The sequence below is a fragment of the Pseudomonas sp. NBRC 111127 genome (genome assembly GCF_001320345.1).
Taxonomy (GTDB): Bacteria; Pseudomonadota; Gammaproteobacteria; order Pseudomonadales; family Pseudomonadaceae; genus Aquipseudomonas; species Aquipseudomonas juntendi.
This window is the reverse complement of record NZ_BCBD01000001.1, coordinates 13,324-35,222: the sequence shown is the minus strand read 5'-3', so window position 1 is coordinate 35,222 and position 21,899 is coordinate 13,324. Positions and strand designations below refer to the sequence as shown.

Genomic DNA, 21,899 nt, shown 5'->3' with positions numbered 1-21,899 from the left:
TGAAGGCCCCCAGGGCATGCCTGGGGGCGTCAGGCGATCAGTCCAGCATCGAGATGGCGGTTGGCGCGTCGTTGCCGACCAGCGCCAGGTCTTCGAACTCGTTGACCGCGTTGATCTCGGTGCCCATGGAAATGTTGGTGACGCGCTCGAGAATGACCTCGACCACTACCGGTACGCGGAACTCTTCGGCCATCTTCTGCGCCTTGATCAGGGCAGGGGCGATCTCGGCCGGTTCGAACACGCGCAGGGCCTTGCAGCCCAGGCCTTCGACCACGGCCACGTGGTCAACGCCGTAGGTGGCAGCGTCGGTCGAGTTGATGTTCTCGAACGCCAGTTGTACACAGTAATCCATGTCGAAGCCACGCTGCGCCTGGCGGATCAGGCCCAGGTAGGCGTTGTTCACCAGCACATGAACGTACGGCAGGTTGAACTGTGCGCCCACCGCCAGCTCTTCGATCATGAACTGGAAGTCGTAGTCACCCGACAGCGCCACGACCTTGCGCTGCGGATCGGCCTTGACCACGCCCAGTGCCGCAGGGATGGTCCAGCCCAGCGGGCCGGCCTGGCCGCAGTTGATCCAGTGGCGTGGCTTGTACACGTGCAGGAACTGCGCGCCCGCAATCTGCGACAGGCCAATGGTGCTGACGTAGCAGGTGTCCTTGCCGAACACCTGGTTCATTTCTTCGTACACGCGCTGCGGCTTGACCGGCACATTGTCGAAGTGGGTCTTGCGCTGCAGGCTGGCCTTGCGCTGCTGGCAGTCTTCCAGCCACGCCTTGCGGCATTTCAGCTTGCCAGCGGCTTGCCATTCGCGGGCGACTTCCAGGAGTACGTCCAGCGCCTTGCCAGCGTCGGAAACGATCCCCAGGTCCGGGGCGAACACGCGGCCGATCTGGGTCGGTTCGATGTCCACGTGGACGAATTTGCGGCCCTCGGTGTAGACGTCCACGGAGCCGGTGTGGCGGTTGGCCCAGCGGTTACCGATACCGAACACCAGGTCCGACTTGAGCAGGGTGGCGTTGCCGTAGCGGTGCGACGTCTGCAGGCCGACCATGCCGACCATCTGCGCGTGGTCGTCCGGGATAGTGCCCCAGCCCATCAGGGTCGGGATTACCGGTACGCCGGTCAGTTCAGCGAACGCCACCAGTTTGTCGCTGGCGTCGGCGTTGATGATGCCGCCGCCGGCGACCAGCAGCGGGCGCTCGGCGTCATTGAGCATGGCCAGGGCTTTTTCGGCCTGCACGCGGGTGGCGGCAGGCTTGTTGATGGCCAGCGGCTCGTAGGCGTCGATGTCGAATTCGATTTCGGCCATCTGCACGTCGAACGGCAGGTCGATCAGCACCGGGCCTGGGCGGCCGGTGCGCATTTCGTAGAAGGCTTTCTGGAAGGCGTAAGGCACCTGGCCTGGCTCCAGCACCGTGGTCGCCCACTTGGTCACCGGCTTGACGATGCTGGTGATATCGACAGCCTGGAAGTCTTCCTTGTGCAGGCGCGCACGCGGGGCCTGGCCAGTGATGCAGAGAATAGGAATGGAGTCGGCCGAGGCACTGTACAAGCCGGTGACCATGTCGGTGCCGGCAGGGCCGGAGGTGCCGATGCACACACCGATGTTGCCCGGGTTGGCGCGGGTGTAGCCCTCGGCCATGTGCGAGGCACCTTCGACGTGGCGAGCGAGGACGTGATCGATGCCACCGACTTTCTTCAGGGCCGAGTACAGCGGATTGATGGCAGCCCCCGGGATGCCGAACGCGGTATCTACACCTTCACGGCGCATGACCAGAACGGCTGCATCGATTGCTCTCATTTTGCTCATGGTTTGTGCCTCATTGATTTTGTAATTGTATACAACTTGCTTTGCGATAGAGTGTATTCACGCCTGGCGCTGTAGGTCAATGGGTTTTCATCGGTTGACTTGGCTTTCCTAAGAGCGCCCATGAAAACGGGAGTTTGCGTGATCGCATACGATCGTTTCAAAATATTGTATACAAAAATAATCCTCGTTGTGTTCTATTTGTTCATCGGTTTTCAACTGCCCTCAGGGCTTCTCACAACAAGAAGAGGACCTTTTCATGAACGCTTTGAACCTGAAAGTCGCCGTTGGGCTGGTAAACGCCGCGCTGGCGGCGGGCCGCAAGATCAACGCGGCGCCGCTGACCGTGGCGGTGCTGGATGCTGGCGGCCACCTGCTGGCGCTGCAGCGCGAAGATGGCGCCAGCCTGATCCGCCCGGAAGTGGCCACCGGCAAAGCCTGGGGTGCGATAGCCCTGGGCAAGGGCTCGCGCTTGCTGGCGCTGGATGCGCAGCAGCGGCCGGCGTTTTTTGCCGCGCTCAACGGGATGGGTGAACGGCCGGTGGTGCCGGCGCCGGGGGGCGTGCTGATTCGTGATCAGGACGGCAAGGTACTGGGTGCTGTCGGGATCAGCGGCGATACGTCGGATATCGACGAACAGTGCGCGATCAGTGCGATCGAGGAGGTGGGGTTGCTGGCGGATGCCGGAGTAGCGGCGTAAAGCTCAAGATAGCCGGGGCCGCGTTGCGGCCCTTTCGCGACACAAGGCCGCTCCTACGGGGAATCGCGTAACCCTGTAGGAGCGGCCTTGTGTAGCGAAAGGCTGCAAAGCAGCCCCACTGGCCCTGTCAGGCCACCTCGGGCTCACAGCCCTTGAGCACCATGCGGATGATGGTCTCGGCTGCTGCGTCATAATCGCTGTCGGCCAGCTTGGCCTTGCCGGTCACTGCAGAAATCTGCCAGTCGAAATCGGCATAGGTCTGGGTGGCCGCCCAGATGCTGAACATCAGGTGGTGCGCATCTACATGGGCGATCTGCCCGTTGTCGATCCAGCGCTGGATGCACTCGATGTTGTGCCGGGCCTGCTCGTTCAACTGCGCCACCTGGTTCGGTGACAGGTGCGGGGCACCGTGCATGATCTCGCTGGCAAATACCTTGGATGCATGGGGCAAGTCGCGGGAAATGCGGATTTTCGAGCGAATGTAGGCGCTCAGCACTTCTTTCGGGTCACCGTCGGCATTGAACGGCGTGGACGCCTGCATGATCGGCGCGATGATGCTTTCCAGCACCTCGCGGTAGAGGTTGTCCTTGGACTTGAAATAGTAATACACGTTCGGCTTGGGCAAGCCGGCCTTGGCCGCAATATCGCTGGTCTTGGTGGCCGCGAAGCCCTTGTCGGCGAATTCCTCGCTGGCTGCGCGCAGGATCAATTCCTTGTTGCGCTCGCGAATGGTGCTCATGGTCAGGGATCTTCCTCGTGTCTGGCCACCTCTAAGAGGGATCGGGCATGGTAGCACCGGGCCCGACGGGCGCTCAAGGCAGCGGCTTTGGGCTAGAATTCTGGGCATTTACTCATTTGGATGCAGGCAAACATGGCAGGAAGCAGTCTACTGGTACTGATCGACGATATCGCCACGTTGCTGGACGATGTTTCGCTGATGACCAAAGTGGCAGCAAAAAAAACCGCAGGCGTGCTGGGCGATGACCTGGCGCTCAATGCCCAGCAGGTGACGGGTGTGCGCGCTGATCGCGAACTGCCGGTGGTGTGGGCGGTGGCCAAGGGTTCGTTGATGAACAAGGCCATTCTGGTACCGGCGGCCCTGCTGATCAGCGCTTTCATCCCTTGGGCGGTCACGCCCTTGCTGATGCTGGGCGGCGCGTATCTGTGCTTCGAGGGCTTCGAGAAGCTGGCGCACAAGTTCTTGCACAGCAAAGAAGACGACGAGGCGCAAAAGGCTGCGCGCAAACAGGCTGTGGCCGATGCCAATGTCGACCTGGTGGCGTATGAGAAAGCCAAGATCAAGGGGGCTGTGCGTACCGACTTCATTCTGTCGGCGGAAATCATCGCCATTACCCTGGGCATCGTCGCCGACTCGCCGCTGCCACAGCAGGTCATCGTGCTGTCGGGCATCGCGGTGGTAATGACCTTGGGCGTTTACGGGGTGGTGGGCGGCATCGTCAAGCTGGACGACCTTGGCCTGTGGATGACCAAGCGGGCGTCGGGCGTGGCTCAGGCGGTAGGCAATGGCATATTGTGCGCGGCACCCTACATGATGAAAGGCCTGTCGGTGGTCGGCACGGCGGCGATGTTCCTGGTGGGTGGCGGGATTCTGGTGCATGGCATCGCGCCGCTGCATCACGCGGTCGAAGCGTTCAGCGAGGGGCGCGGTGGTGGGCTTACCGTGGCGTTGCTCAATGGCGTGGCCGGGGTGGTGGCCGGGGCCGTGGTGCTGGCGGTAGTGACGGTGGCCGAGAAGCTGTGGCGCCGGGTGCGGCCGGCCAACTGAGCGGCCTGGCCGGGGCGTTGCCCCGGTTCGCGGGCACGCCCGCTCCCATAGGTACAGTGTCTGCCTTGGGCCGAGCGCGGACCCTGTGGGAGCGGGCGTGCCCGCGAATGGGCCGCAGCGCGGCCCCGAGGGCTCAGGTCAGAAGTGCACCTTGACCAGGAAGCTCATGGTGTTCTGGTCGGTGGTGAAGGCATCGCTGTCCTTGATGCCGTACTTGTTCTTCCAGTAGTCATACTCCACACCCACGTACAACTGCTTCTCGCCAAAGTGCAGCGCCTTGCCCAGGTCGTACTTGATCTGCGGGTTGAAGTGCAGGTTGGCGTGGTAGGTACCACGGCGGTTCTGGTCGTTGTCGACCACCCAGTCCATGAAGCCGTCGATCAGTACGTCGGAATCCCCCACCGGGATGGTGTACGACCACACCGGCGTGATCTGCCACACATTGTCGCCGGCACGGCTGCCGTCGGTGGTGCGGTTGTAGAAGTTCAGCTGGAAGTAGTCGAAACCGGGGATGGCCAGGTCGAAGCCCGGGCCGATCAGGTACGACTCGGTATCACCCTCGCCAAACTCGTAGGTCATGGCCAGCAGCACGTCCTTGACCGGGCCGAACTCCAGCTTCTGGTCGAAGATCTTGCCAAACGACAGGCGTGGGCTGATCTCGCCATAGTAGGTGTTCGGGCCGTTGCCCTCGTCCTTCTGGCCCTGGTAGAAGATCTTGTCGACAAAGATGAAGTTGTCGCCGTACTTCCAGCCATCGGCATGTTCGAAGGTCACGGTTTGCTGGGTTGGCGGGTTGACCTTGAAGTTCTTGCCCCACAGGTAGGTCAGGCTGTTGTTCTGCCATTGCAGCAAGTCACCGCCGAAGGTGGTGCCGCAGGCCAGCAGGCCGCCAGCAAGGATCAGGCTGTTGATGGTACGCATTGCGAGTGTCGCTCCCTTGTTTGATCTGTTGTCTGCGCTCGTTGTTGGCGCTTTTTGTCTTTTGAGTCAGCTTTTTTCGATAGGCCACAGCTGTTTGGCAAGGGTTGGGCCAACTTTTCCGGGTTGGCAAAACCTTCCTGCTCGACTTCGTTCTGAACGGATGAAAAGGGTCTTTCAGGCTGGCAACACGTTCGCCAACCGCCCGTATTCATTGACTGAGCGGTCAGTAAACGCAGGCAGAATCCGTTCTGCCCTGATCGAGGGGGCGCGCAGATTACTGGCTTGCGCGCCGCGCCTCAAGTGCTCCGTCCTGGAGCGCTGTGAATCAAACTTGTGCGTTTGGTCAACTTCTTAGAAGTGTACCTTGATCAGCGCGCTCGCCACGCTCTGGTTGCTGTCCAGGTTGCCGCGGCTGTCGATGCCGTACTTGTCCTTCCAGTAGCTGTACTCGAAGCCCACATAAAGCTGCTTTGCCCCCAGGTTCAGGGCCTTGCCCAGGTCATATTTGACCTGCGGGTTGAAGTGCAGGTTGGCGTGGTAGGTGCCACGGCGGGTCTGGTCGTTGTCGGTCACCCAGTCCATGTAACCATCGATCAGGATGTCGGACTTGCCCACCGGCAGGGTGTACGACCAGGCGGGGGTGATCTGCCACACATTGTCCCCGGGGCGGCTGCCCTCGGTGTTGCGCACATAGAAGTTGAGGGTGAAGTAGTTGAAGCCCGGGATGGCCAGGTCGAAGCCGGGGCCGATCAGGTAGGCCTCGTTGTCGCCTTCGCCACGTTCGTAGGTCATGGCCAGCAACACATCCTTGACCGGGCCGAACGCCAGTTTGTGGTCGAAGATCTTGCCGAATGACAGGCGCGGGCTGAACTCACCGTAGTAGGTGGTCACGCCCTTGCTGGCGTCTGCTATGCCGTTGTAGAAAATCTTGTCGACGAACATGAAAGTGTCGCCGTACTTCCATTTGTTGGCGTGCTCGAAGGTAACCGTTTGCTGGATGCTGGGGTTGACCTTGAAGTCCTTGCCGTACAGGTAGGTCAGGCTTTCGCCGTGCCATTGCAGCCATTCGCCCGCGTGGGCGGGAACGGTGGCCAGCAGGCTGCTGCCCAGCAAGAGGGACGTGGTGATGCGTTTCATGTTGTGCTTACCGGACTTATTGTTTTTTTTGGGTTTTTTTGGCGTGCAGGTGCCCCGGGCGGCCCATTCCGGCGGGCCGACGGTGTAGCGTCTACGACGGTTCGAGACCGGAGCGGCAACAGGCCGCTCCCGTTCACTCGAAGGGGTTTTGCCTCAGTGCTGGTGACAGGCGTCGTTGTGCACCGCGCGGTCGGCACCGCCCAGAATGTTGAACAGCACGTTCAACACCAGGGCGCTGACCGTGGCCATGGCGATGCCACTGTGGGTGATGGGCTCCATCCACTGCGGCATCTGCGCGAAGAACTCCGGGCGCACCACGGGGATCAGGCCGAAGCCCACGCTTACCGCAACCAGCAACTGGTTGCGGCGGTCGCCGATGTCGGCTTCCTGCAGGATCTTGATCCCGGTAGCGGTCACCATGCCGAACATGGCGATCGACGCCCCACCCAGTACCGCGGGCGGGATCGAGGCGATCAGAAACGCTGCCTTGGGCAGCAGGCTGAGCAGAATCAGCAGGGCGCCGGCCACGATGGTGACAAAGCGGCAGCGGACCCCGGTCATCTGCACCAGGCCGATGTTCTGGGCGAACGACGAGTGAGTGAAGGTGTTGAAAAAGCCGGCGATGAACGAGGCCCCGGCATCGCACAGCAGGCCGCGGCGGAGCATGCCTGGGGTGACTTCGCGGTCGGTCACCTTGCCCAGGGCCAGGAACATGCCCGTGGACTCGACGAAGATGATCACCACCACCAGGCACATGGACAGGATCGGTGCCAGGCTGAAGGTCGGCATGCCGAAGTGCAGGGGCGTCACCACCTGCAACCACGGCGCTTCACTCAGGCCTGACAGGTCGACCATGCCGATGGCGCCGGCCAGCACGTAACCCAGGCCCATGCCAACCAGCACCGACACGTTGACCCAGAAGCCGCGCATGAAGCGGTTGATCAGCAGGATCACGGCCAGCACCAGGCCGGCCACCAGCAGGTAGATCGGCGAACCGAACGTACTGGCATCCTGGCCACCGCCGGCCCAGTTGACCGCTACCGGGAACAGCGACAGGCCAATCGAGGTGATCACCGTACCGGTGACCAGCGGTGGGAAGAAGCGCACGACCTTGGACATGAACGGTGCGATCAGCATGCCGAAGAACCCGGCGGCGATGGTCGCGCCGAAGATCCCCTGCAGGCCTACACCGGGCATGCCGGCCATGGCCACCATGCTGCCCACGGCTGCGAAACTGGCACCCATCATCACCGGCATGCGGATGCCCACCGGGCCGATACCGAACGACTGGATGATGGTGGCGACGCCAGCGACCAGCAGGTCGGCGTTGATCAGGAAAGCGACTTCTTCACGGGACAGCCCGGCGGCCTGGCCAATGATCAGCGGCACAGCGATGGCGCCACCGTACATCAGCAAAACGTGTTGCAGGCCAACCAGGAACAGTTGGAACAGGGGCAAGGGTTCGCGCGGTGGCGCAACGGGTATGTACGCCTTGCGGGACTCGGACATGCAGCACCTCGAGTTTTGTTTTTATTCTCGGATCCAAGTGCCAAGCTCCAAGGGGCAAGCTTCAAGAAAAAGCTTGGTATCCGCACTGGAGCCTGGCACTCGATGCTTGCTTCCTACTACGTACAGCTTGAGGCTTGCAGCTTGACGCTTGTGGCTCGATCAGTTGACCTGGGCGCCCTTGGCGATCCAGTCACCGACCAGCTTGCGCTCCTCGGTGGTCATCTGGGTGATGTTGCCCAGCGGCATGATCTGGCTGGCCACTGCCTGCGCCTGAATGCGCGCGGCCTGGGCCTGGATCTGCTGCGGGGTGTCGAACATCACGCCGGCAGGGGCGGCGCTGAACAGTGGGCTGGTCGGTTTGGCCGAGTGGCACACGGTGCAGCGTTCCTGGATGACATTGTGGATCTTGTCGAAGTCGCCAGCACCGGCCTGGGCCGTAGCCTGGGCCGGGGCTTCGGCAGGCGCTGCGGCGGCCTTGGCGGCGGCTTCGGCGCGTTGCTCGGCAGCGGTCTTGCCACCCACAGCCGTAGCCGGCAGAGGCTGGTACTCGATCTTCGCGGCGGCCTGCTCAGGGCTCACTGCCATCGGTTTGGGGCCGGTGACGTAGGCCAGGCAAATCATTGCCAGGGCACCGACAGGCAAGGTCCAGGCGTACTTGTTGCTGTCGTGGCGGGTGTTGAAGTAGTGGCGGATCAGCACCGCAGCTACCGCGATACCGGCCAGGATCAGCCAGTTGTACTGGCTACCGTAGGTGCTCGGGAAGTGGTTGCTGATCATGATGAACAGCACCGGCAGGGTGAAGTAGTTGTTGTGGCGCGAGCGCAACAGGCCTTTGGCCGGCAGTACCGGGTCGGGCGTCTGGTTGTTCTCGATCGCGGCCACCAGCTGGCGCTGGGCCGGCATGATGATGCGGAACACGTTGCCGACCATGATGGTGCCGATGATCGCGCCGGTGTGCAGGTAGGCACCGCGGCCGCTGAACACCAGGCTGAAGCCCCAGCAGGCGGCGATGATCAGCACGAACAGCACGGCACCGAGCAACGCCGGCTTCTTGCCCAGCGGCGAGTCGCACAGGAAGTCGTAGATGAACCAGCCGGCGACCAGCGAGCCGATACCGATGGCCACGCCTTCGGCACCGCTGAGGGTACTGCCAGGGGCCAGCAGATACAGCGTCGGGTTCCAGTAGAACACCACGCACAGCAGGGCGATACCGGACATCCAGGTGAAGTAGGCTTCCCATTTGAACCAGTGCAGGTTCTCGGGCATTTTCGGGGGGGCGAGCTTGTATTTCTCCAGGTGGTAGATACCACCGCCGTGAATCGCCCAGAGATCACCCGACAACCCATCGCGCGGGTTGCTTCGGTTCAGGTGGTTCTCCAGCCAGACGAAGTAGAACGATGCACCGATCCAGGCTACGCCGGTGATCATGTGAACCCAGCGAATGCTCAGGTTCAGCCATTCGTGAAGGTGTGCTTCCACAGTATGTACCTCTGCCGATCACCGAGAACGATGACCGACCTTTTCTTATTGGTGGGGATTGAGGATCAGCATCTGTTCCTCGGTGAAGTAATGCTCATCGCAGTTGTTGCCAGAACCGCTGCGATCAACCACCAGGAAGTCATCCCGCTTTTCGATCGTCAGCACCGGGTGGTGCCAGACGCCGCGATGGTAATTAACGCCCTGCCTGCCATTACTGCGGAAGGCACGGACCAAGCCTGATACAGGTGCATCGCCAATGGGCGCGACCACGATCAGAAAGGGGTTGCCGAGCAGCGGGATGAAAGCCTGGCTGCCCAGCGGGTGGCGTTCCAGCATGCGTACGGTCAGCGGCATGTCCAGCGCATCGGCGCGGAAGATGCTGATGATCGCCTTGTCTTCAGGCTCGGCGGTCTCGACCGTGGCGAGCTTGTGAAAGCGCATGGTCGAGCCGTTGTTGATCATGAAGTGGTCGCTGCCGTCGGTTTCGATCACGTCGCCGAAGGGAGCGAAGGCTTCTTTGGTCAGGGGCTCGATCATCAGGGTGCGCATGCGGGTCTCTCTTTTATGTTCGTTGTACTGAATGAGGGTCGGCTGCCGCTTACAGCTGCAGCAGGCGGAACAGGGCGATCAGGTTGATCTGTGCCAAGGCTTCCTTGAATTCGGCCTCGCTGTCGTTGTGGATGCGCTTTTCGAACGCGGCGAGTATCTGGTGCCGGTTGCTGCCTTTTACCGCCATGATGAACGGGAACTGGAACTTGGCCTTGTAGGCATCGTTCAGCTCGGTGAAACGGGCGAACTCTTCGGCGGTGCACTGGTGGATACCGGCGCCGGCCTGTTCGTTGGTGCTCGATGCGGTGAGCTCGCCCTGGATGGCGGCCTTGCCGGCCAGGTCCGGGTGAGCATTGATCAGTGCCAGCTGGTCAGTGTGACTGGCGCTGAGCAGGATATCGCTCATGCGCTGGTGCAGCGCCTCGACTTCGTCCAGTTCACCCAGTTGGCCCAGGTCATAGGCTTTTTCGGCGACCCACGGCGAGTGCTCGTAGATGTCGGCGAATACTTCGACGAAGGCGTCGCGGTCCAGGGCGGAGGGCTTGAGGGTCTTGAAGGCAGTCATCAGGCGTTCTCTTTCTTGTACGGGTGGGTGGTGTGCCAGTGGCGGGCGATGTCCACGCGACGGGCGAACCAGACCTGCTTGTGGCTCTTGGCGTAGTCGATGAAGCGCTTGAGCGCAGCCAGGCGCGCCGGGCGGCCTACCAGGCGGCAATGCAGGCCGATGGAGAGCATCTTCGGCGCTTCGGCGCCTTCGGCATAAAGCACGTCGAACGCGTCTTTCAGGTACTGGAAGAACTGCTCGCCACAGTTGAAACCCTGCACCTGGGTGAAGCGCATGTCGTTGGTGTCCAAGGTGTAGGGGATCACCAGGTGCGGCTTGCCGGTCGGGTTGTTCGGCTCCCAGTAGGGCAGGTCGTCGTCGTAGGTGTCGCTGTCGTAGAGGAAGCCACCTTCCTCCATCACCAGGCGGCGGGTGTTCGGGCCGGTGCGGCCGGTGTACCAGCCCACTGGGCGTTCACCGGTGATTTCGGTGAGGATGCGGATGGCTTCGAGCATGTGCTCGCGCTCCTGGGCCTCATCCATGTACTGGTAGTCGATCCAGCGGTAGCCGTGGCTGCAGATCTCGTGGCCAGCTTCGGCCATGGCGCGGATCACGTCGGGGTGGCGCTGGGCGGCCATGGCCACGGCAAAGATGGTGAGCGGGACGCCGCTGTCCTTGAACAGCTTGAGCAGGCGCCATACACCGGCACGGCTGCCGTACTCATACAGCGACTCCATGCTCATGTTGCGCTGGCCTTGCAGCGGCTGGGCAGCAACCATTTCGGAGAGGAACGCTTCGGACTCCTTGTCGCCGTGCAGGATGTTGCGTTCGCCACCTTCCTCGTAATTGAGCACGAAAGACAGCGCGATGCGAGCGTTGCCCGGCCATTGCGGGTGAGGAGGGTTGTTGCCGTAACCGATCAGGTCGCGAGGATAGTCAGCGCTCACTGCAGTCTTCCTTCTTGTGCGTTGGTGCGGGGGGTGGGCGGGCCGCGTCGGGATGTCGCACCACCGGATGGGCTGATTGTATACAACTTATGAAATCTTTTGTAAGCCTGTTTTTCCGCATTTCTGCCCTTTTGTCGCTTCACTGCCAGCAAGAAATACAGTGCAAGAAACCTGCCTGATTGGTCAGATAATGAAGTTGGCGTCGTTATCCCGCCTGTATTAGGGACTGCTGGGTCGTTTGTGAGCAAGGTGCGGTGGGGTGCGACGGCTGGGTCCAAAAAATTGTGTACAATTTTGCGGTGGAATGTCTTAATAGCGTCATTCGCGCCTGCCGCAGGCCCTGTTTGGGTGCGCTGGCGAGTATTTCTTGCCCACAGATTGAACAAGAGGCGACACGCAATGGGACGTTTGACCACACACGTACTGGATGCCGCGCATGGCTGCCCGGGCAGCTCGATCAAGGTCGAGCTGTACCGTGTCGAAGGCCAGCAACTGGAGCTGGTGAACACCGCCCTGACCAACAGCGATGGCCGCGTCGACGCGCCGCTGTTGCAAGGCGACGACTACCGCACTGGCGTCTACCAGCTGCAGTTCAGCGCAGGCGACTACTACCGCGCCCGCGGTGTGCAACTGCCGGCCCAGGCGTTCCTGGATGTTGTGGTGCTGCGCTTTGGCATCGACGAGCAGCAGGAGCACTACCACGTGCCGCTGTTGATCTCGCCGTACAGCTATTCGACCTACCGTGGAAGCTAGTTGGTCGCTAGAAGAATCTTCGTAGGTCCTTTGGCCCGCTCTCACACTGGCGGGCTTTTTTTCGTCTGGTGTTTTTGTACTGGCTGTGCCGACCTTTATCCGCGCAAAGGCCGGCACAGCCTGCAGCAACGAAGAAAGGGCGCCGAGGCGCCCTTGGTGGGTACGGCGAGGTTCAGAGGAACACGAACTTGGCAATGAAGATCGCGCACAGCACCCACAGGCTGGCGGAGATTTCCTTGTACTTGCCGGTACCTGCCTTCAATGCCACATAGCTGATGAAGCCCAGGGCGATGCCATCGGCGACCGAGAAGGTCAACGGCATCATGATCACCGTGACGATCGCCGGAATGCTGTCGGTAGCCTCATCCCAATGGATGTGCGCCATGCTGCCCATCATCAGCATGGCCACGTAGATCAGCGCACCTGCTGTTGCGTAAGCCGGAATCATCCCGGCCAGCGGGGCGAAGAACATTGCCGCGACGAACAGCAAACCGACCACCACCGCCGTCAGGCCGGTGCGGCCACCTGCCGCAACCCCGGCAGCGCTTTCCACATAGCTGGTCACCGGTGGCACACCCACCACCGCGCCGAACACGCTCGATGCACTGTCGGCCTTCAACGCCCGCGACAGGTTCTCGATACGGCCGTCCGGTGCTACCAGATTCGCCCGCTGGGCCACGCCCATCAGCGTGCCGGCCGTATCGAACATGTGCACGAACAGGAACGCCAGCACCACGCTGATCATGCTGACGTTGAACACGCCCGCCACGTCCATCGCCATCCAGGTCGGTGCCAGGCTCGGCGGCATCGACATCACCCCGCCAAATTTCACCAGGCCCAGGCCCCAGCCGGCCAAGGTGACGCCGATGATGCTGATCAGGATCGCGCCGAACACGCGCTTGTAGCTAAGGATGGCGATCAGTAGGAAGCACACGGCTGCCAGCAGTGGCCCTGGCTCATGCAACGAGCCCAGCTTGATCAGTGTGGCGGGGCTGTCGACGATGATGCCGGCGGTTTTCAGGCCGATCAGCCCGAGAAACAATCCGACGCCGGCCCCCATGGCATGGCGCAGGCTGACCGGGATGCTGTTGAGCAACCATTCGCGCACTTTCGACAAGGTCAGGAACATGAACAGCACGCCCGAAACGAAAACGGCCCCCAGCGCGGTTTCCCAGTTGTAGCCCATGGTGCCGACCACGGTGTAGGTGAAGAAGGCGTTGAGCCCCATGCCCGGCGCCAGGCCCACCGGCCAGTTGGCGTACAGGCCCATCAGCAGGCAACCCAGCGCCGCGGCGATGCAGGTGGCGACGAAGGCGGCGCCATGGTCGATGCCGGCGTCGGCCATGATGTTGGGGTTGACGAAGATGATGTAGGCCATGGTGATGAAGGTGGTCACCCCGGCGATCAGTTCGGTTTTGACGGTGCTGCCGTGTTGCTTGAGTTTGAAAATCCGCTCCAGCCAACTCGTTTCGAGCGGCGGGGCAAGATCCAGCGTAGGGGCTTCGGATTTGCGGCTTTCCACAGCGTGTACTCCTCAAGTCTTTCTTGTTGTTGTGGGGGCCAGTTCCTGCGCCATGCACTTGGTGACCCCGCGAGGTGAGGCAGACGTCCGACCGTTTTGTTGACTTATGGGTCAAGAAGTTGCTCGATGGATTATGCTTTTGTGTACAAAGAATGCAAATAATGTTTTATGTTTTGTGTGCGCAATGCGTCGTACAACGGCTATATAGCGAAAACGCCCCCTGCGGAATCGCCTCAGCCTGTGTACAATGGCGCCATACTTTCTCTTCGTGCCTCGAGAGCCCATGAACGAACAGCTGCAACCTCTGAAGAAACCTGCACGGGTCGGCAAGGCCGGCCGCAGCGGTACCCAGGACGACATCGTCTACGCGCATATTTTCGAGGCGATTCTTGAACAGCGGCTGGCCCCGGGCACCAAGTTGAGCGAGGAAGCGCTGGGCGAAATCTTCGGCGTCAGCCGCACCATCATCCGCCGCGCCCTGTCGCGGCTGGCTCACGAGAGCGTGGTCTTGCTGCGGCCCAACCGCGGTGCCGTGGTGGCCAGCCCGACCGTTGAAGAGGCGCGCCAGGTGTTCTTCTCGCGGCGCATGGTAGAACGGGCCATCACCGAACTCGCCGTGCAGCATGCCACCGCCGAGCAACTGAACGAGCTGCGACAGATGGTGCGTGAAGAGCGTGACAGCTTCTCGCGCGGCGACCGTGGTGCCGGTATCCGCCTGTCCGGCGAGTTTCACCTCAAGTTGGCCGAGGCGGCGGGCAATGCGCCGCTGGTCAGCTTCCAGCGCAGCCTGGTGTCGCAGACCTCGCTGATCATTGCCCAGTACGAAAGCGGCACGCGCTCGCACTGCTCGTATGACGAACACATGCAGCTGATCGACGCCATCGAGGCGCGCGATGCCCAGCAGGCGGTGAGCCTGATGATGCACCACATGGACCACATCGACAGCAAGCTGAACCTGGACGAGGAAAGCGCCTCGGACGACCTGCATGCGGTGTTCTCGCATTTGCTGAAAAAGCCCAAGGTTTCCGTCAAAGGCTGATCGTTTGCCTGGTTAGCCCCAGGGGTGTGCATGTGCACTCAGCCCTGGGGCTGCTCTGCAGCCCATCGCGACACAAGGCCGCTCCTACCAGGGCTGTGGCGGCTAGCGCTGGTGCACGCAACGCCCGGCAGCGTAGGTTTCACGCACGGTGCGGTCGTCACCCAGGGTGGTCAGCACGAACAGGGTCTCTTCAATGCTGTTGGACTGCTGAATGCGGTAGTCCAGCAGCGGCGTGGCCTTGTAGTCCAGCACCACGAAGTCGGCATCGTTGCCGGGGCGCAGGCTGCCGATGCGGTCGTCCAGGCGCAGCGCACGGGCGCCGCCGAGGGTGGCCAGGTACAGTGACTTGAACGGATGCAGGCGCGCGCCTTGCAGTTGCATCACCTTGTACGCCTCGTTCAGGGTGTTGAGCAGCGAGAAGCTGGTCCCGGCGCCGACGTCGGTGCCCAGGCCCACATTGACCTTGAAGCGCTCGGCCTGCGGCAGGTTGAACAGGCCGCTGCCGAGGAACAGGTTGGAGGTGGGGCAGAAGGCCACGGCCGAGCCAGTTTCGGCCAAGCGCTGGCACTCGTCGTCGCACAGGTGCACGCCGTGGGCGAATACCGAGCGTTCGCCCAGCAGCTCGAAGTGGTCATAGACGTCCAGGTAACCCTTCTGCTCAGGGAACAGCGACTTGACCCAGTCGATTTCCTTGAGGTTTTCCGACAGGTGCGTGTGCATGTACACGCCCGGGTGCTCCTTGAGCAACTGGCCGGCCAGGGTCAACTGTTCAGGCGTGCTGGTCGGTGCGAACCGCGGGGTGACGGCGTAGTGCAGGCGGCCCTTGCCGTGCCAGCGTTCGATCAGCGCCTTGCTTTCGGCATAGCCGGACTCGGCAGTGTCGGTCAGGTAGTCCGGGGCGTTGCGGTCCATCATCACCTTGCCGGCGATCAGCCGCAGGTCCAGGCGCTCGGCCTCTTCGAACAGGGCATTCACCGATTCCGGGTGCACGCTGCCGAATACCAATGCGGTGGTGGTGCCGTTGCGCAGCAGTTCCTTGAGGAAGATCTTCGCCACCTGGTCGGCGTGGGCCTTGTCGGCAAACTGCTTTTCGCACGGGAAGGTGTAGGTGTTCAGCCAGTCCAGCAACTGCTCGCCGTAGGAGCCGATCATGCCGGTTTGCGGGAAGTGGATGTGGGTATCGATGAAACCCGGGGTGATCAGTGCGTCCTGGTAGTGCTCGACCGGAAAGTCGGCGGCCAGGGTCGGCAGCAGCTCGCTGGCGTGGCCGACGGCGCTGATGCGGCCATCGTCGACGACCAGCAGGCCGTCTTCGTAGTATTCATGGGATGCCTCCAGGCCCACCTCGGCCGGGTCAGCGATGCTGTGCAGGATGGCGGCACGGTAGGCTTTGCGGGTAACGGTCATAACTCACTCGTCAAAGGGCTTGGCTGCGCCGGGAGGGCGGCAGCAACTGGGCAATGGGGCCGGCATTGGCGGCAGCGTCGTGCTGGCCAAAGCAGGCGTTGTAGGTGGCGATGATTTCGCCGGCAATGGACACCGCGATCTCGATGGGCAGCTTGCCCTTGACCTCGGCCAGGCCCATCGGGCAGCGCATGCGCGCCATCAGCGCGTCGTCGTAGCCCCGCTCGCGCAGGCGGTGCTCGAACTTGACCCGTTTGGTCTTCGAGCCAATCAGGCCGAACCAGGTGAAGTCGTTGCGCTTGAGAATGGCGGCGGTCAGTTCCAGGTCGAGCTGATGGTTGTGAGTCATGACGATGCAGTAGCAACCTGGTGGCAGTTGTGCCACTTCGTCGACCGGCTCTTCACTGACCACCTTGGTCACCCCGTTGGGGATGAATGCGGGGAATTCCTGTTCACGCGAGTCGACCCAGCGCACCCGGCAGGGCAGGGCGGCGAGCAAGGGTACCAGAGCGCGGCCGACATGGCCCGCGCCGAACACGGCGATGTGCGCCTGCACGGCAGCCATGGGTTCGAACAGCAGCACGGTGACGCCGCCGCAGCACTGGCCCAGGCTGGCGCCGAGGCTGAAGCGTTCCAGGTGCGGCGTGGTGCGTTGTGCTTCAAGCATTTGCCGGGCGATGTGCAGGGCCTTGTATTCCAGGTGGCCACCGCCGATGGTGTCGAACAGGCCGCTGGCGCTGACCACCATCTTCGAGCCGGCATTACGCGGGGTCGAGCCGCGTTCCTCGATGATGGTCACCAGTACGCAGGCTTCGCCACGGGCCTGGTGGTCGGCGAGGGCGTTGATCCATTGGTGCATGATGCAACCTCTCTAAAGATCGACACGGCCCCCTTGTAGGAGCGGCCTCGTGTCGCGAAAGGGCTGCACCGCAGCCCCGACAATCTATGCAGTAGCCAAGATCTTGGGGCCGCTTCGCGACCCTTTCGCGACACAAGGCCGCTCCTACAGGGCCTTGCGTTGTCAGTGGGTGACGGTTTCCAATTCCTGTTCAGACGGGTGCTGCTGGGCCACCGCCTTTCGCATCTGCTCACACCCCCACAACACCCGCTCCGGCGTTGCCGGCGCGTCGATGTTCGGCTGCACGCGGTAATCGGCAAGGCTCGCCACGGCATCCTTGATCGCGCACCAGGCGGCAATGCCGAGCATGAACGGCGGCTCGCCCACGGCCTTGGAGTGGAATACGGTGTCTTCCGGGTTCTTGCGGTTTTCCACCAGCTTCACGCGCAGGTCCAGTGGCATGTCGGCCACTGCCGGAATCTTGTAGCTGGCCGGGCCGTTGGTCATCAGCTTGCCCTTGGCGTTCCACACCAGTTCCTCGGTGGTCAGCCAGCCCATGCCCTGGATGAAACCGCCCTCTACCTGGCCAATGTCGATGGCCGGGTTCAGCGAGTCACCGACATCGTGCAGGATATCGGCGCGCAACATCTTGTATTCACCCGTCAGGGTGTCGACGATCACCTCCACACAGGCAGCGCCGAAGGCGAAGTAGTAGAACGGCCGGCCACGGGCCTGGCTGCGGTCGTAGTAGATCTTCGGCGTGCGATAGAAGCCCGTGCTGGACAGCGACACCTGGGCAAAGTAGGCCTGCTGCACCAGCTGCTCGAAACTGACGATCTGATCGCGCACCCGCACATGGCCGTTGCGGAACTCGACGTCTTCCTCGGTTACCTGGTAGTGCCGTGCGGCAAACTCGGTCAGGCGCTTCTTGAGGATCTCGGCCGCGTTCTGCGCCGCCTTGCCGTTCAGGTCGGCACCGCTCGAGGCGGCCGTGGGCGAGGTGTTGGGCACTTTGTCGGTATTGGTGGCGGTGATCTGGATACGGCTGAAATCCACCTGGAAGATCTGTGCCACCACCTGCGCCACCTTGGTGTTCAGGCCCTGGCCCATTTCGGTGCCGCCATGGTTCAGGTGGATGCTGCCATCGGTGTAGATGTGGATCAGCGCACCGGCCTGGTTGAGGAAGGTGGCGGTGAACGAAATGCCGAATTTGACCGGGGTCAGGGCCAGGCCTTTCTTCAGCACCGGGCTGTTGGCGTTGAAGCGGCGGATCGACTCGCGGCGCTCGGCGTAGTCGCTGCTGGCTTCCAGCTCGGCGGTCATCTCTTCGAGCATGTTGTGCTCGACGGTCTGGTAGTAATGGGTGACGTTGCGTTCGGTCTTGCCGTAGTAGTTGGCCTTGCGCACCGCCAGGGGGTCACGGCCCAGGTGGCGGGCAATGTGGTCCATCACCTGTTCGATGGCAACCATGCCCTGCGGGCCGCCAAAGCCGCGGTACGCCGTGTTGGAGGCGGTGTTGGTCTTGCAGCGGTGACCATGCACGGTGGCATCGCCCAGGTAGTAGGCATTGTCGGAGTGGAACATGGCGCGGTCGACGATCGAGCCAGACAGGTCGGGCGAATAGCCACAGTTGCCGGCCAGGTCCAGATTGATGCCATGCAGGCGCCCATTCTCATCGAAGCCCACGTCGTACTCGACGTAGAACGGGTGGCGCTTGCCGGTCATGGTCATGTCTTCGACCCGCGGCAGGCGCATCTTGGTCGGCTGGCCGGTCAGGCGCGCCACCACCGCGCACAGGCAGGCCGGGCTGGCGGCCTGGGTTTCCTTGCCGCCAAAGCCGCCGCCCATGCGGCGCATGTCCAGCACCACCTTGTTCATCGGCACGTCGAGTACTTCGGCGACCAGCTTCTGCACTTCGGTGGGGTTCTGCGTGGAGCAGTAGACGATCATGCCGCCATCTTCGGTAGGCATCACCGAGGAAATCTGCGTTTCCAGGTAGAAGTGCTCCTGGCCACCGATGTGCAGGGTGCCCTGGAGGCGGTGCGGGGCGCTGGCCAGGGCGCTGGCGGAATCGCCGCGCTGGTGGGTGTGGCTGTCGAGCACGAAGTGCCGCTTGCGCAGCGCGTCGACCACGTCCAGCACCGGCTCCAGGTCCTCGTACTCGACGATTGCGGCCATGGCCGCCTTGCGTGCGGTGTCCAGGTCGCGTGCAGCCACGGCCAGCACCGGCTGGCCGAAGAACTCGACCTTGTCGATAGCCAGCAGCGGGTCACCCGCCACCACCGGGCCGATGTCCTTCAGGCCAGGGATGTCTTCGTGGGTGATGGCGATGCGCACGCCCTCGAAGGCATAGCACGGCGTGGTGTCGATGCGCAGGATGCGCGCATGGGCACGGTCGGCGGTGCGGGCATAGACGTGCAGCTGGTTGGGGAATTCCAGGCGGTCGTCGATGTACAGCGCCTCGCCGGAGACATGTTTGTCGGCGCTGTCGTGCTTGACGCTGCGGCCAACCCCGGTGGTCAGGTGCTGGCTGAACAGTTCGGCCATCTCGGCCTGGCTCTTGGCTACATGGTGGTTAGACATAAGCGGTCACCCGGGTTTCGATGTGCGGCGATTGCTGTTCGATGAAGTACTTGCGCAGCAGGTTCTGTGCAGTCAGCAAGCGGTATTCCTTGCTGGCGCGGAAGTCGCTGAGCGGGGTGAAGTCTTCGGCCAGGGCCTGGCAGGCACGCTCGATGGCCGCCGCGTTCCAGGGTTTGCCGCGCAGCGCGGCTTCGCAGGCGCGCGCGCGCTTGGGTATCGCTGCCATGCCGCCGAAGGCGATGCGCACACCGCTGACCACCCCGTCCTCGATGCTCAGGTTGAAAGCGCCGCACACGGCGGAGATGTCGTCGTCCAGGCGCTTGGATACCTTGTAGGCACGGAACGCCCAGTCGCGGCTGGCGCGTGGCACGATGATCTTCTCGATGAACTCGCTGTCCTGGCGGGCAGTGATGCGGTAGTCGATGAAGTAGTCTTCCAGCGGCATCACCCGTTGACGCTCACCCTGGCGCAGCACCACCTGCGCATCCAGGGCGATCAGCAGGGGTGGCGAGTCGCCAATCGGTGAGGCATTGCCAATGTTGCCACCGAGGGTGCCCTGGTTGCGGATCTGCAGCGAGGCGAAGCGGTGCAGCAGGGCGCCGAAGTCGGGGTACTCGTCGTTCAGGGCGCCGTAGCAGTCGGTGAGCGGGGTTGCAGCGCCGATTTCCAGGTGGCTGGCGGTTTTCTCGATGCGTTTGAGTTCCGCGACGTGGCCCACGTAGATCATCACCGGCAGGGTCTTGTGGAACTGGGTGACTTCCAGGGCGAGGTCGGTACCGCCGGCCAGCAGCCGCGCCTCTGGGTGCGAGCTGTACAATTCGGCAAGATCCGCCACGGTCAGTGGCACCAGGCAGCGCTTGTCGCCGCTGTTCAGTTCACCGGTCTGGGTGGGGGCAATGGCCTTCAGGCGGCTGATGGTATGCGCCTGCTGGACATCGAACTGGTCGCGGCAAGGCTGGCGGCAGCTCTGCTCGGCGGCGTCGAGGATCGGCCGGTAGCCGGTGCAGCGGCACAGGTTGCCGGCCAGGGCCTCCTGGGCCTGGTGCAGGTCGGCGCCGTCGCTGTTCTTTTGCAGGGCAAACAGCGACATCACGAAGCCGGGTGTGCAGAACCCGCATTGCGACCCATGGCAGTCGGCCATGGCTTGCTGCACGCTGTGCAGCTGGCCCTGGTGCTTGAGGCCCTCGACGCTGATCAGCTGCTTGCCATGCAGCGACGAGACGAAGGTCAGGCACGAGTTGAGGCTGCGGTAGCGCAGGCTGTCGTTGCCCTGTGCGTCCTGGGTCAGTTCACCGACCACCACGGTGCAGGCGCCGCAGTCACCGCTGGCGCAGCCTTCCTTGGTGCCGGGTTTGCCCAGGTGCTCGCGCAGGTACTGCAGCACCGTCATGTTAGGGTCCAGGGCGTGCTCACTACGCAGCTCCTGATTGACGAGAAACTGGATCACGGGGATGGCCTCGCAATGGTTTTATTGTTGTTGGGCGGACTCTAAGCAACACCTGTCCAGCAGGTCAATATTTTTCTGACCCAAGGGTCAAGAAATTGCGCATGGTCTCGCCCAACCCTGTTCATTGCCCATATTGCAAGCATAGATCGCGCCGGGCCCGCGGTTGTCTGCTGGGTCAAATAAACCGCCTGCCCCCTCTGCGCGACCAATGGTCAAGTGCGCTACACTTCGCCCCTTGTGCCCAGTTCAATGATTTTGAAGGAAAACCATGACGTTCAAGGCCCCGGACAGCCTCTCCGAGCAGATTGCCGATTACCTGGCCGAACGCATCATCCGCGGCGAGCTGGCGCCCGGCGAGCGCATTCAGGAGCAAAAGGTAACGCAGGCACTCAATGTCAGCCGCGGTTCGGTGCGCGAGGCGTTGCTGATTCTCGAACGCCGCCACCTGGTGGCGATCTTGCCGCGCCGCGGTGCCCATGTCACCGAGCTGGACGAACGCAGCGTGCGCAGCCTGTGCGCGCTGATGGGCGAGTTCTATATCCTGCTGGGCAATGCGGTTGCACAAAAATGGCGCACCGAAGCCGACCTGCGCCCGTTTCTGGAGATTCAGCAGCGGCTGCAGCGCGCCCACGACCGGCTGGACATCAAGGCTTTCGTCGGTGACAGCTTCGCGGTGATGCGCGCTGCCTATCCGTTTGCCGATAACCCCTTCTTGCAGGAAACCGTGGAAAACCTGCAGCCGGCCATGAGCCGTGCCTATTACCTGGCGCTGGACCAACGCCAGGCCAACATGATCGATTACCTCGACCTGTTCGCCCGCCTGCTCGAAGCGGTGGTCGCCCGTGACCTGCCGCACATTCGCGAGGTGCTTACCGCTTACTGCCAGCGCAGCTGCGAACTGGTGCTGGCGGCACTGGCCCGAGGCTGACCG

General features: G+C 62.4%; 19 protein-coding genes. 5 read left to right on the top strand and 14 right to left on the bottom strand.

All coding sequences use genetic code 11. From position 1 onward, the window contains the following. Positions 1-37: 37 nt before the first annotated feature. A complete protein-coding gene (gene gcl / locus APH30_RS00150; RefSeq protein ID WP_054911349.1) occupies positions 38-1,813 on the bottom strand; it encodes a glyoxylate carboligase in 1,776 nt (591 codons plus the stop codon). A 256-nt stretch (positions 1,814-2,069) separates the two neighbouring features. Between gcl and APH30_RS00145 the strand changes: the two genes are divergently transcribed. Next, a complete protein-coding gene (locus APH30_RS00145; RefSeq protein WP_009683941.1) occupies positions 2,070-2,510 on the top strand; it encodes a heme-binding protein in 441 nt (146 codons plus the stop codon). A gap of 127 nt (positions 2,511-2,637) precedes the next feature. On the opposite strand, the gene APH30_RS00140 is transcribed toward APH30_RS00145, so the two are convergent. Beyond that, positions 2,638-3,249, bottom strand: coding sequence for a TetR/AcrR family transcriptional regulator (locus tag APH30_RS00140; protein WP_054911348.1), 612 nt, complete (start codon positions 3,247-3,249; stop codon positions 2,638-2,640). Positions 3,250-3,381: 132 nt separating this feature from the next. On the opposite strand from APH30_RS00140, the gene APH30_RS00135 reads away from it, so the two are divergent. Then, a complete protein-coding gene (locus tag APH30_RS00135) occupies positions 3,382-4,296 on the top strand; it encodes a DUF808 domain-containing protein (protein WP_054911398.1) in 915 nt (304 codons plus the stop codon). Positions 4,297-4,434: 138 nt separating this feature from the next. Here APH30_RS00135 and APH30_RS00130 read toward each other — a convergent pair whose 3' ends face one another. The 7 genes from APH30_RS00130 to puuE form a co-directional block, all read right to left on the bottom strand. Continuing rightward, positions 4,435-5,217 (bottom strand): outer membrane protein OmpK, encoded by a 783-nt coding sequence (locus APH30_RS00130; RefSeq protein ID WP_009683938.1) that lies wholly within the window; start codon positions 5,215-5,217, stop codon positions 4,435-4,437. Between the two features lie 351 nt (positions 5,218-5,568). Then, entirely contained in the window at positions 5,569-6,354 is a 786-nt protein-coding gene (locus APH30_RS00125) for an outer membrane protein OmpK (protein WP_054911347.1), read from the bottom strand. A 153-nt stretch (positions 6,355-6,507) separates the two neighbouring features. Then, positions 6,508-7,863 carry a nucleobase:cation symporter-2 family protein gene (locus APH30_RS00120; protein WP_054911346.1) on the bottom strand — a complete coding sequence of 452 codons (1,356 nt, stop codon included), beginning with the start codon at positions 7,861-7,863 and terminating at the stop codon, positions 6,508-6,510. A gap of 159 nt (positions 7,864-8,022) precedes the next feature. Beyond that, positions 8,023-9,342 carry a urate hydroxylase PuuD gene (locus tag APH30_RS00115; RefSeq protein WP_054911345.1) on the bottom strand — a complete coding sequence of 440 codons (1,320 nt, stop codon included), beginning with the start codon at positions 9,340-9,342 and terminating at the stop codon, positions 8,023-8,025. 45 nt (positions 9,343-9,387) lie between these two features. Further along, a complete protein-coding gene (locus APH30_RS00110; protein WP_009683933.1) occupies positions 9,388-9,891 on the bottom strand; it encodes an ureidoglycolate lyase in 504 nt (167 codons plus the stop codon). Between the two features lie 49 nt (positions 9,892-9,940). Beyond that, positions 9,941-10,456 carry a 2-oxo-4-hydroxy-4-carboxy-5-ureidoimidazoline decarboxylase gene (gene uraD, locus APH30_RS00105; RefSeq protein WP_054911344.1) on the bottom strand — a complete coding sequence of 172 codons (516 nt, stop codon included), beginning with the start codon at positions 10,454-10,456 and terminating at the stop codon, positions 9,941-9,943. After that, entirely contained in the window at positions 10,456-11,382 is a 927-nt protein-coding gene (puuE, locus tag APH30_RS00100) for an allantoinase PuuE (RefSeq protein WP_054911343.1), read from the bottom strand. Before puuE ends, uraD begins: the two co-directional genes overlap by 1 nt. A 399-nt stretch (positions 11,383-11,781) precedes the next feature. On the opposite strand from puuE, the gene uraH reads away from it, so the two are divergent. Next, entirely contained in the window at positions 11,782-12,135 is a 354-nt protein-coding gene (gene uraH, locus APH30_RS00095; protein WP_003259496.1) for a hydroxyisourate hydrolase, read from the top strand. Between the two features lie 172 nt (positions 12,136-12,307). Here the strand turns inward: uraH and APH30_RS00090 are convergent, their stop codons facing one another. Beyond that, positions 12,308-13,657 carry an NCS2 family permease gene (locus APH30_RS00090; protein ID WP_009683929.1) on the bottom strand — a complete coding sequence of 450 codons (1,350 nt, stop codon included), beginning with the start codon at positions 13,655-13,657 and terminating at the stop codon, positions 12,308-12,310. Positions 13,658-13,940: 283 nt separating this feature from the next. Here APH30_RS00090 and APH30_RS00085 point away from each other — a divergent pair, with 283 nt between their 5' ends. Further along, positions 13,941-14,696 (top strand): GntR family transcriptional regulator, encoded by a 756-nt coding sequence (locus APH30_RS00085; RefSeq protein WP_054890194.1) that lies wholly within the window; start codon positions 13,941-13,943, stop codon positions 14,694-14,696. A gap of 102 nt (positions 14,697-14,798) precedes the next feature. Here the strand turns inward: APH30_RS00085 and guaD are convergent, their stop codons facing one another. The 4 genes from guaD to xdhA form a co-directional block, all read right to left on the bottom strand. Beyond that, positions 14,799-16,103 (bottom strand): guanine deaminase, encoded by a 1,305-nt coding sequence (gene guaD / locus APH30_RS00080; protein ID WP_009683927.1) that lies wholly within the window; start codon positions 16,101-16,103, stop codon positions 14,799-14,801. A gap of 10 nt (positions 16,104-16,113) precedes the next feature. Beyond that, positions 16,114-16,959 (bottom strand): xanthine dehydrogenase accessory protein XdhC, encoded by an 846-nt coding sequence (gene xdhC, locus APH30_RS00075; RefSeq protein WP_054911342.1) that lies wholly within the window; start codon positions 16,957-16,959, stop codon positions 16,114-16,116. A 162-nt stretch (positions 16,960-17,121) separates the two neighbouring features. Next, positions 17,122-19,521, bottom strand: coding sequence for a xanthine dehydrogenase molybdopterin binding subunit (gene xdhB, locus APH30_RS00070; protein ID WP_054911341.1), 2,400 nt, complete (start codon positions 19,519-19,521; stop codon positions 17,122-17,124). Further along, positions 19,514-20,968, bottom strand: coding sequence for a xanthine dehydrogenase small subunit (xdhA, locus tag APH30_RS00065; protein ID WP_054911340.1), 1,455 nt, complete (start codon positions 20,966-20,968; stop codon positions 19,514-19,516). The genes xdhB and xdhA overlap by 8 nt, the downstream gene beginning before the upstream one ends. Positions 20,969-21,236: 268 nt before the next feature. On the opposite strand from xdhA, the gene APH30_RS00060 reads away from it, so the two are divergent. After that, complete coding sequence (locus tag APH30_RS00060) at positions 21,237-21,896, top strand: GntR family transcriptional regulator (RefSeq protein WP_009683923.1); 660 nt, start codon at positions 21,237-21,239, stop codon at positions 21,894-21,896. Positions 21,897-21,899: the final 3 nt, after the last annotated feature.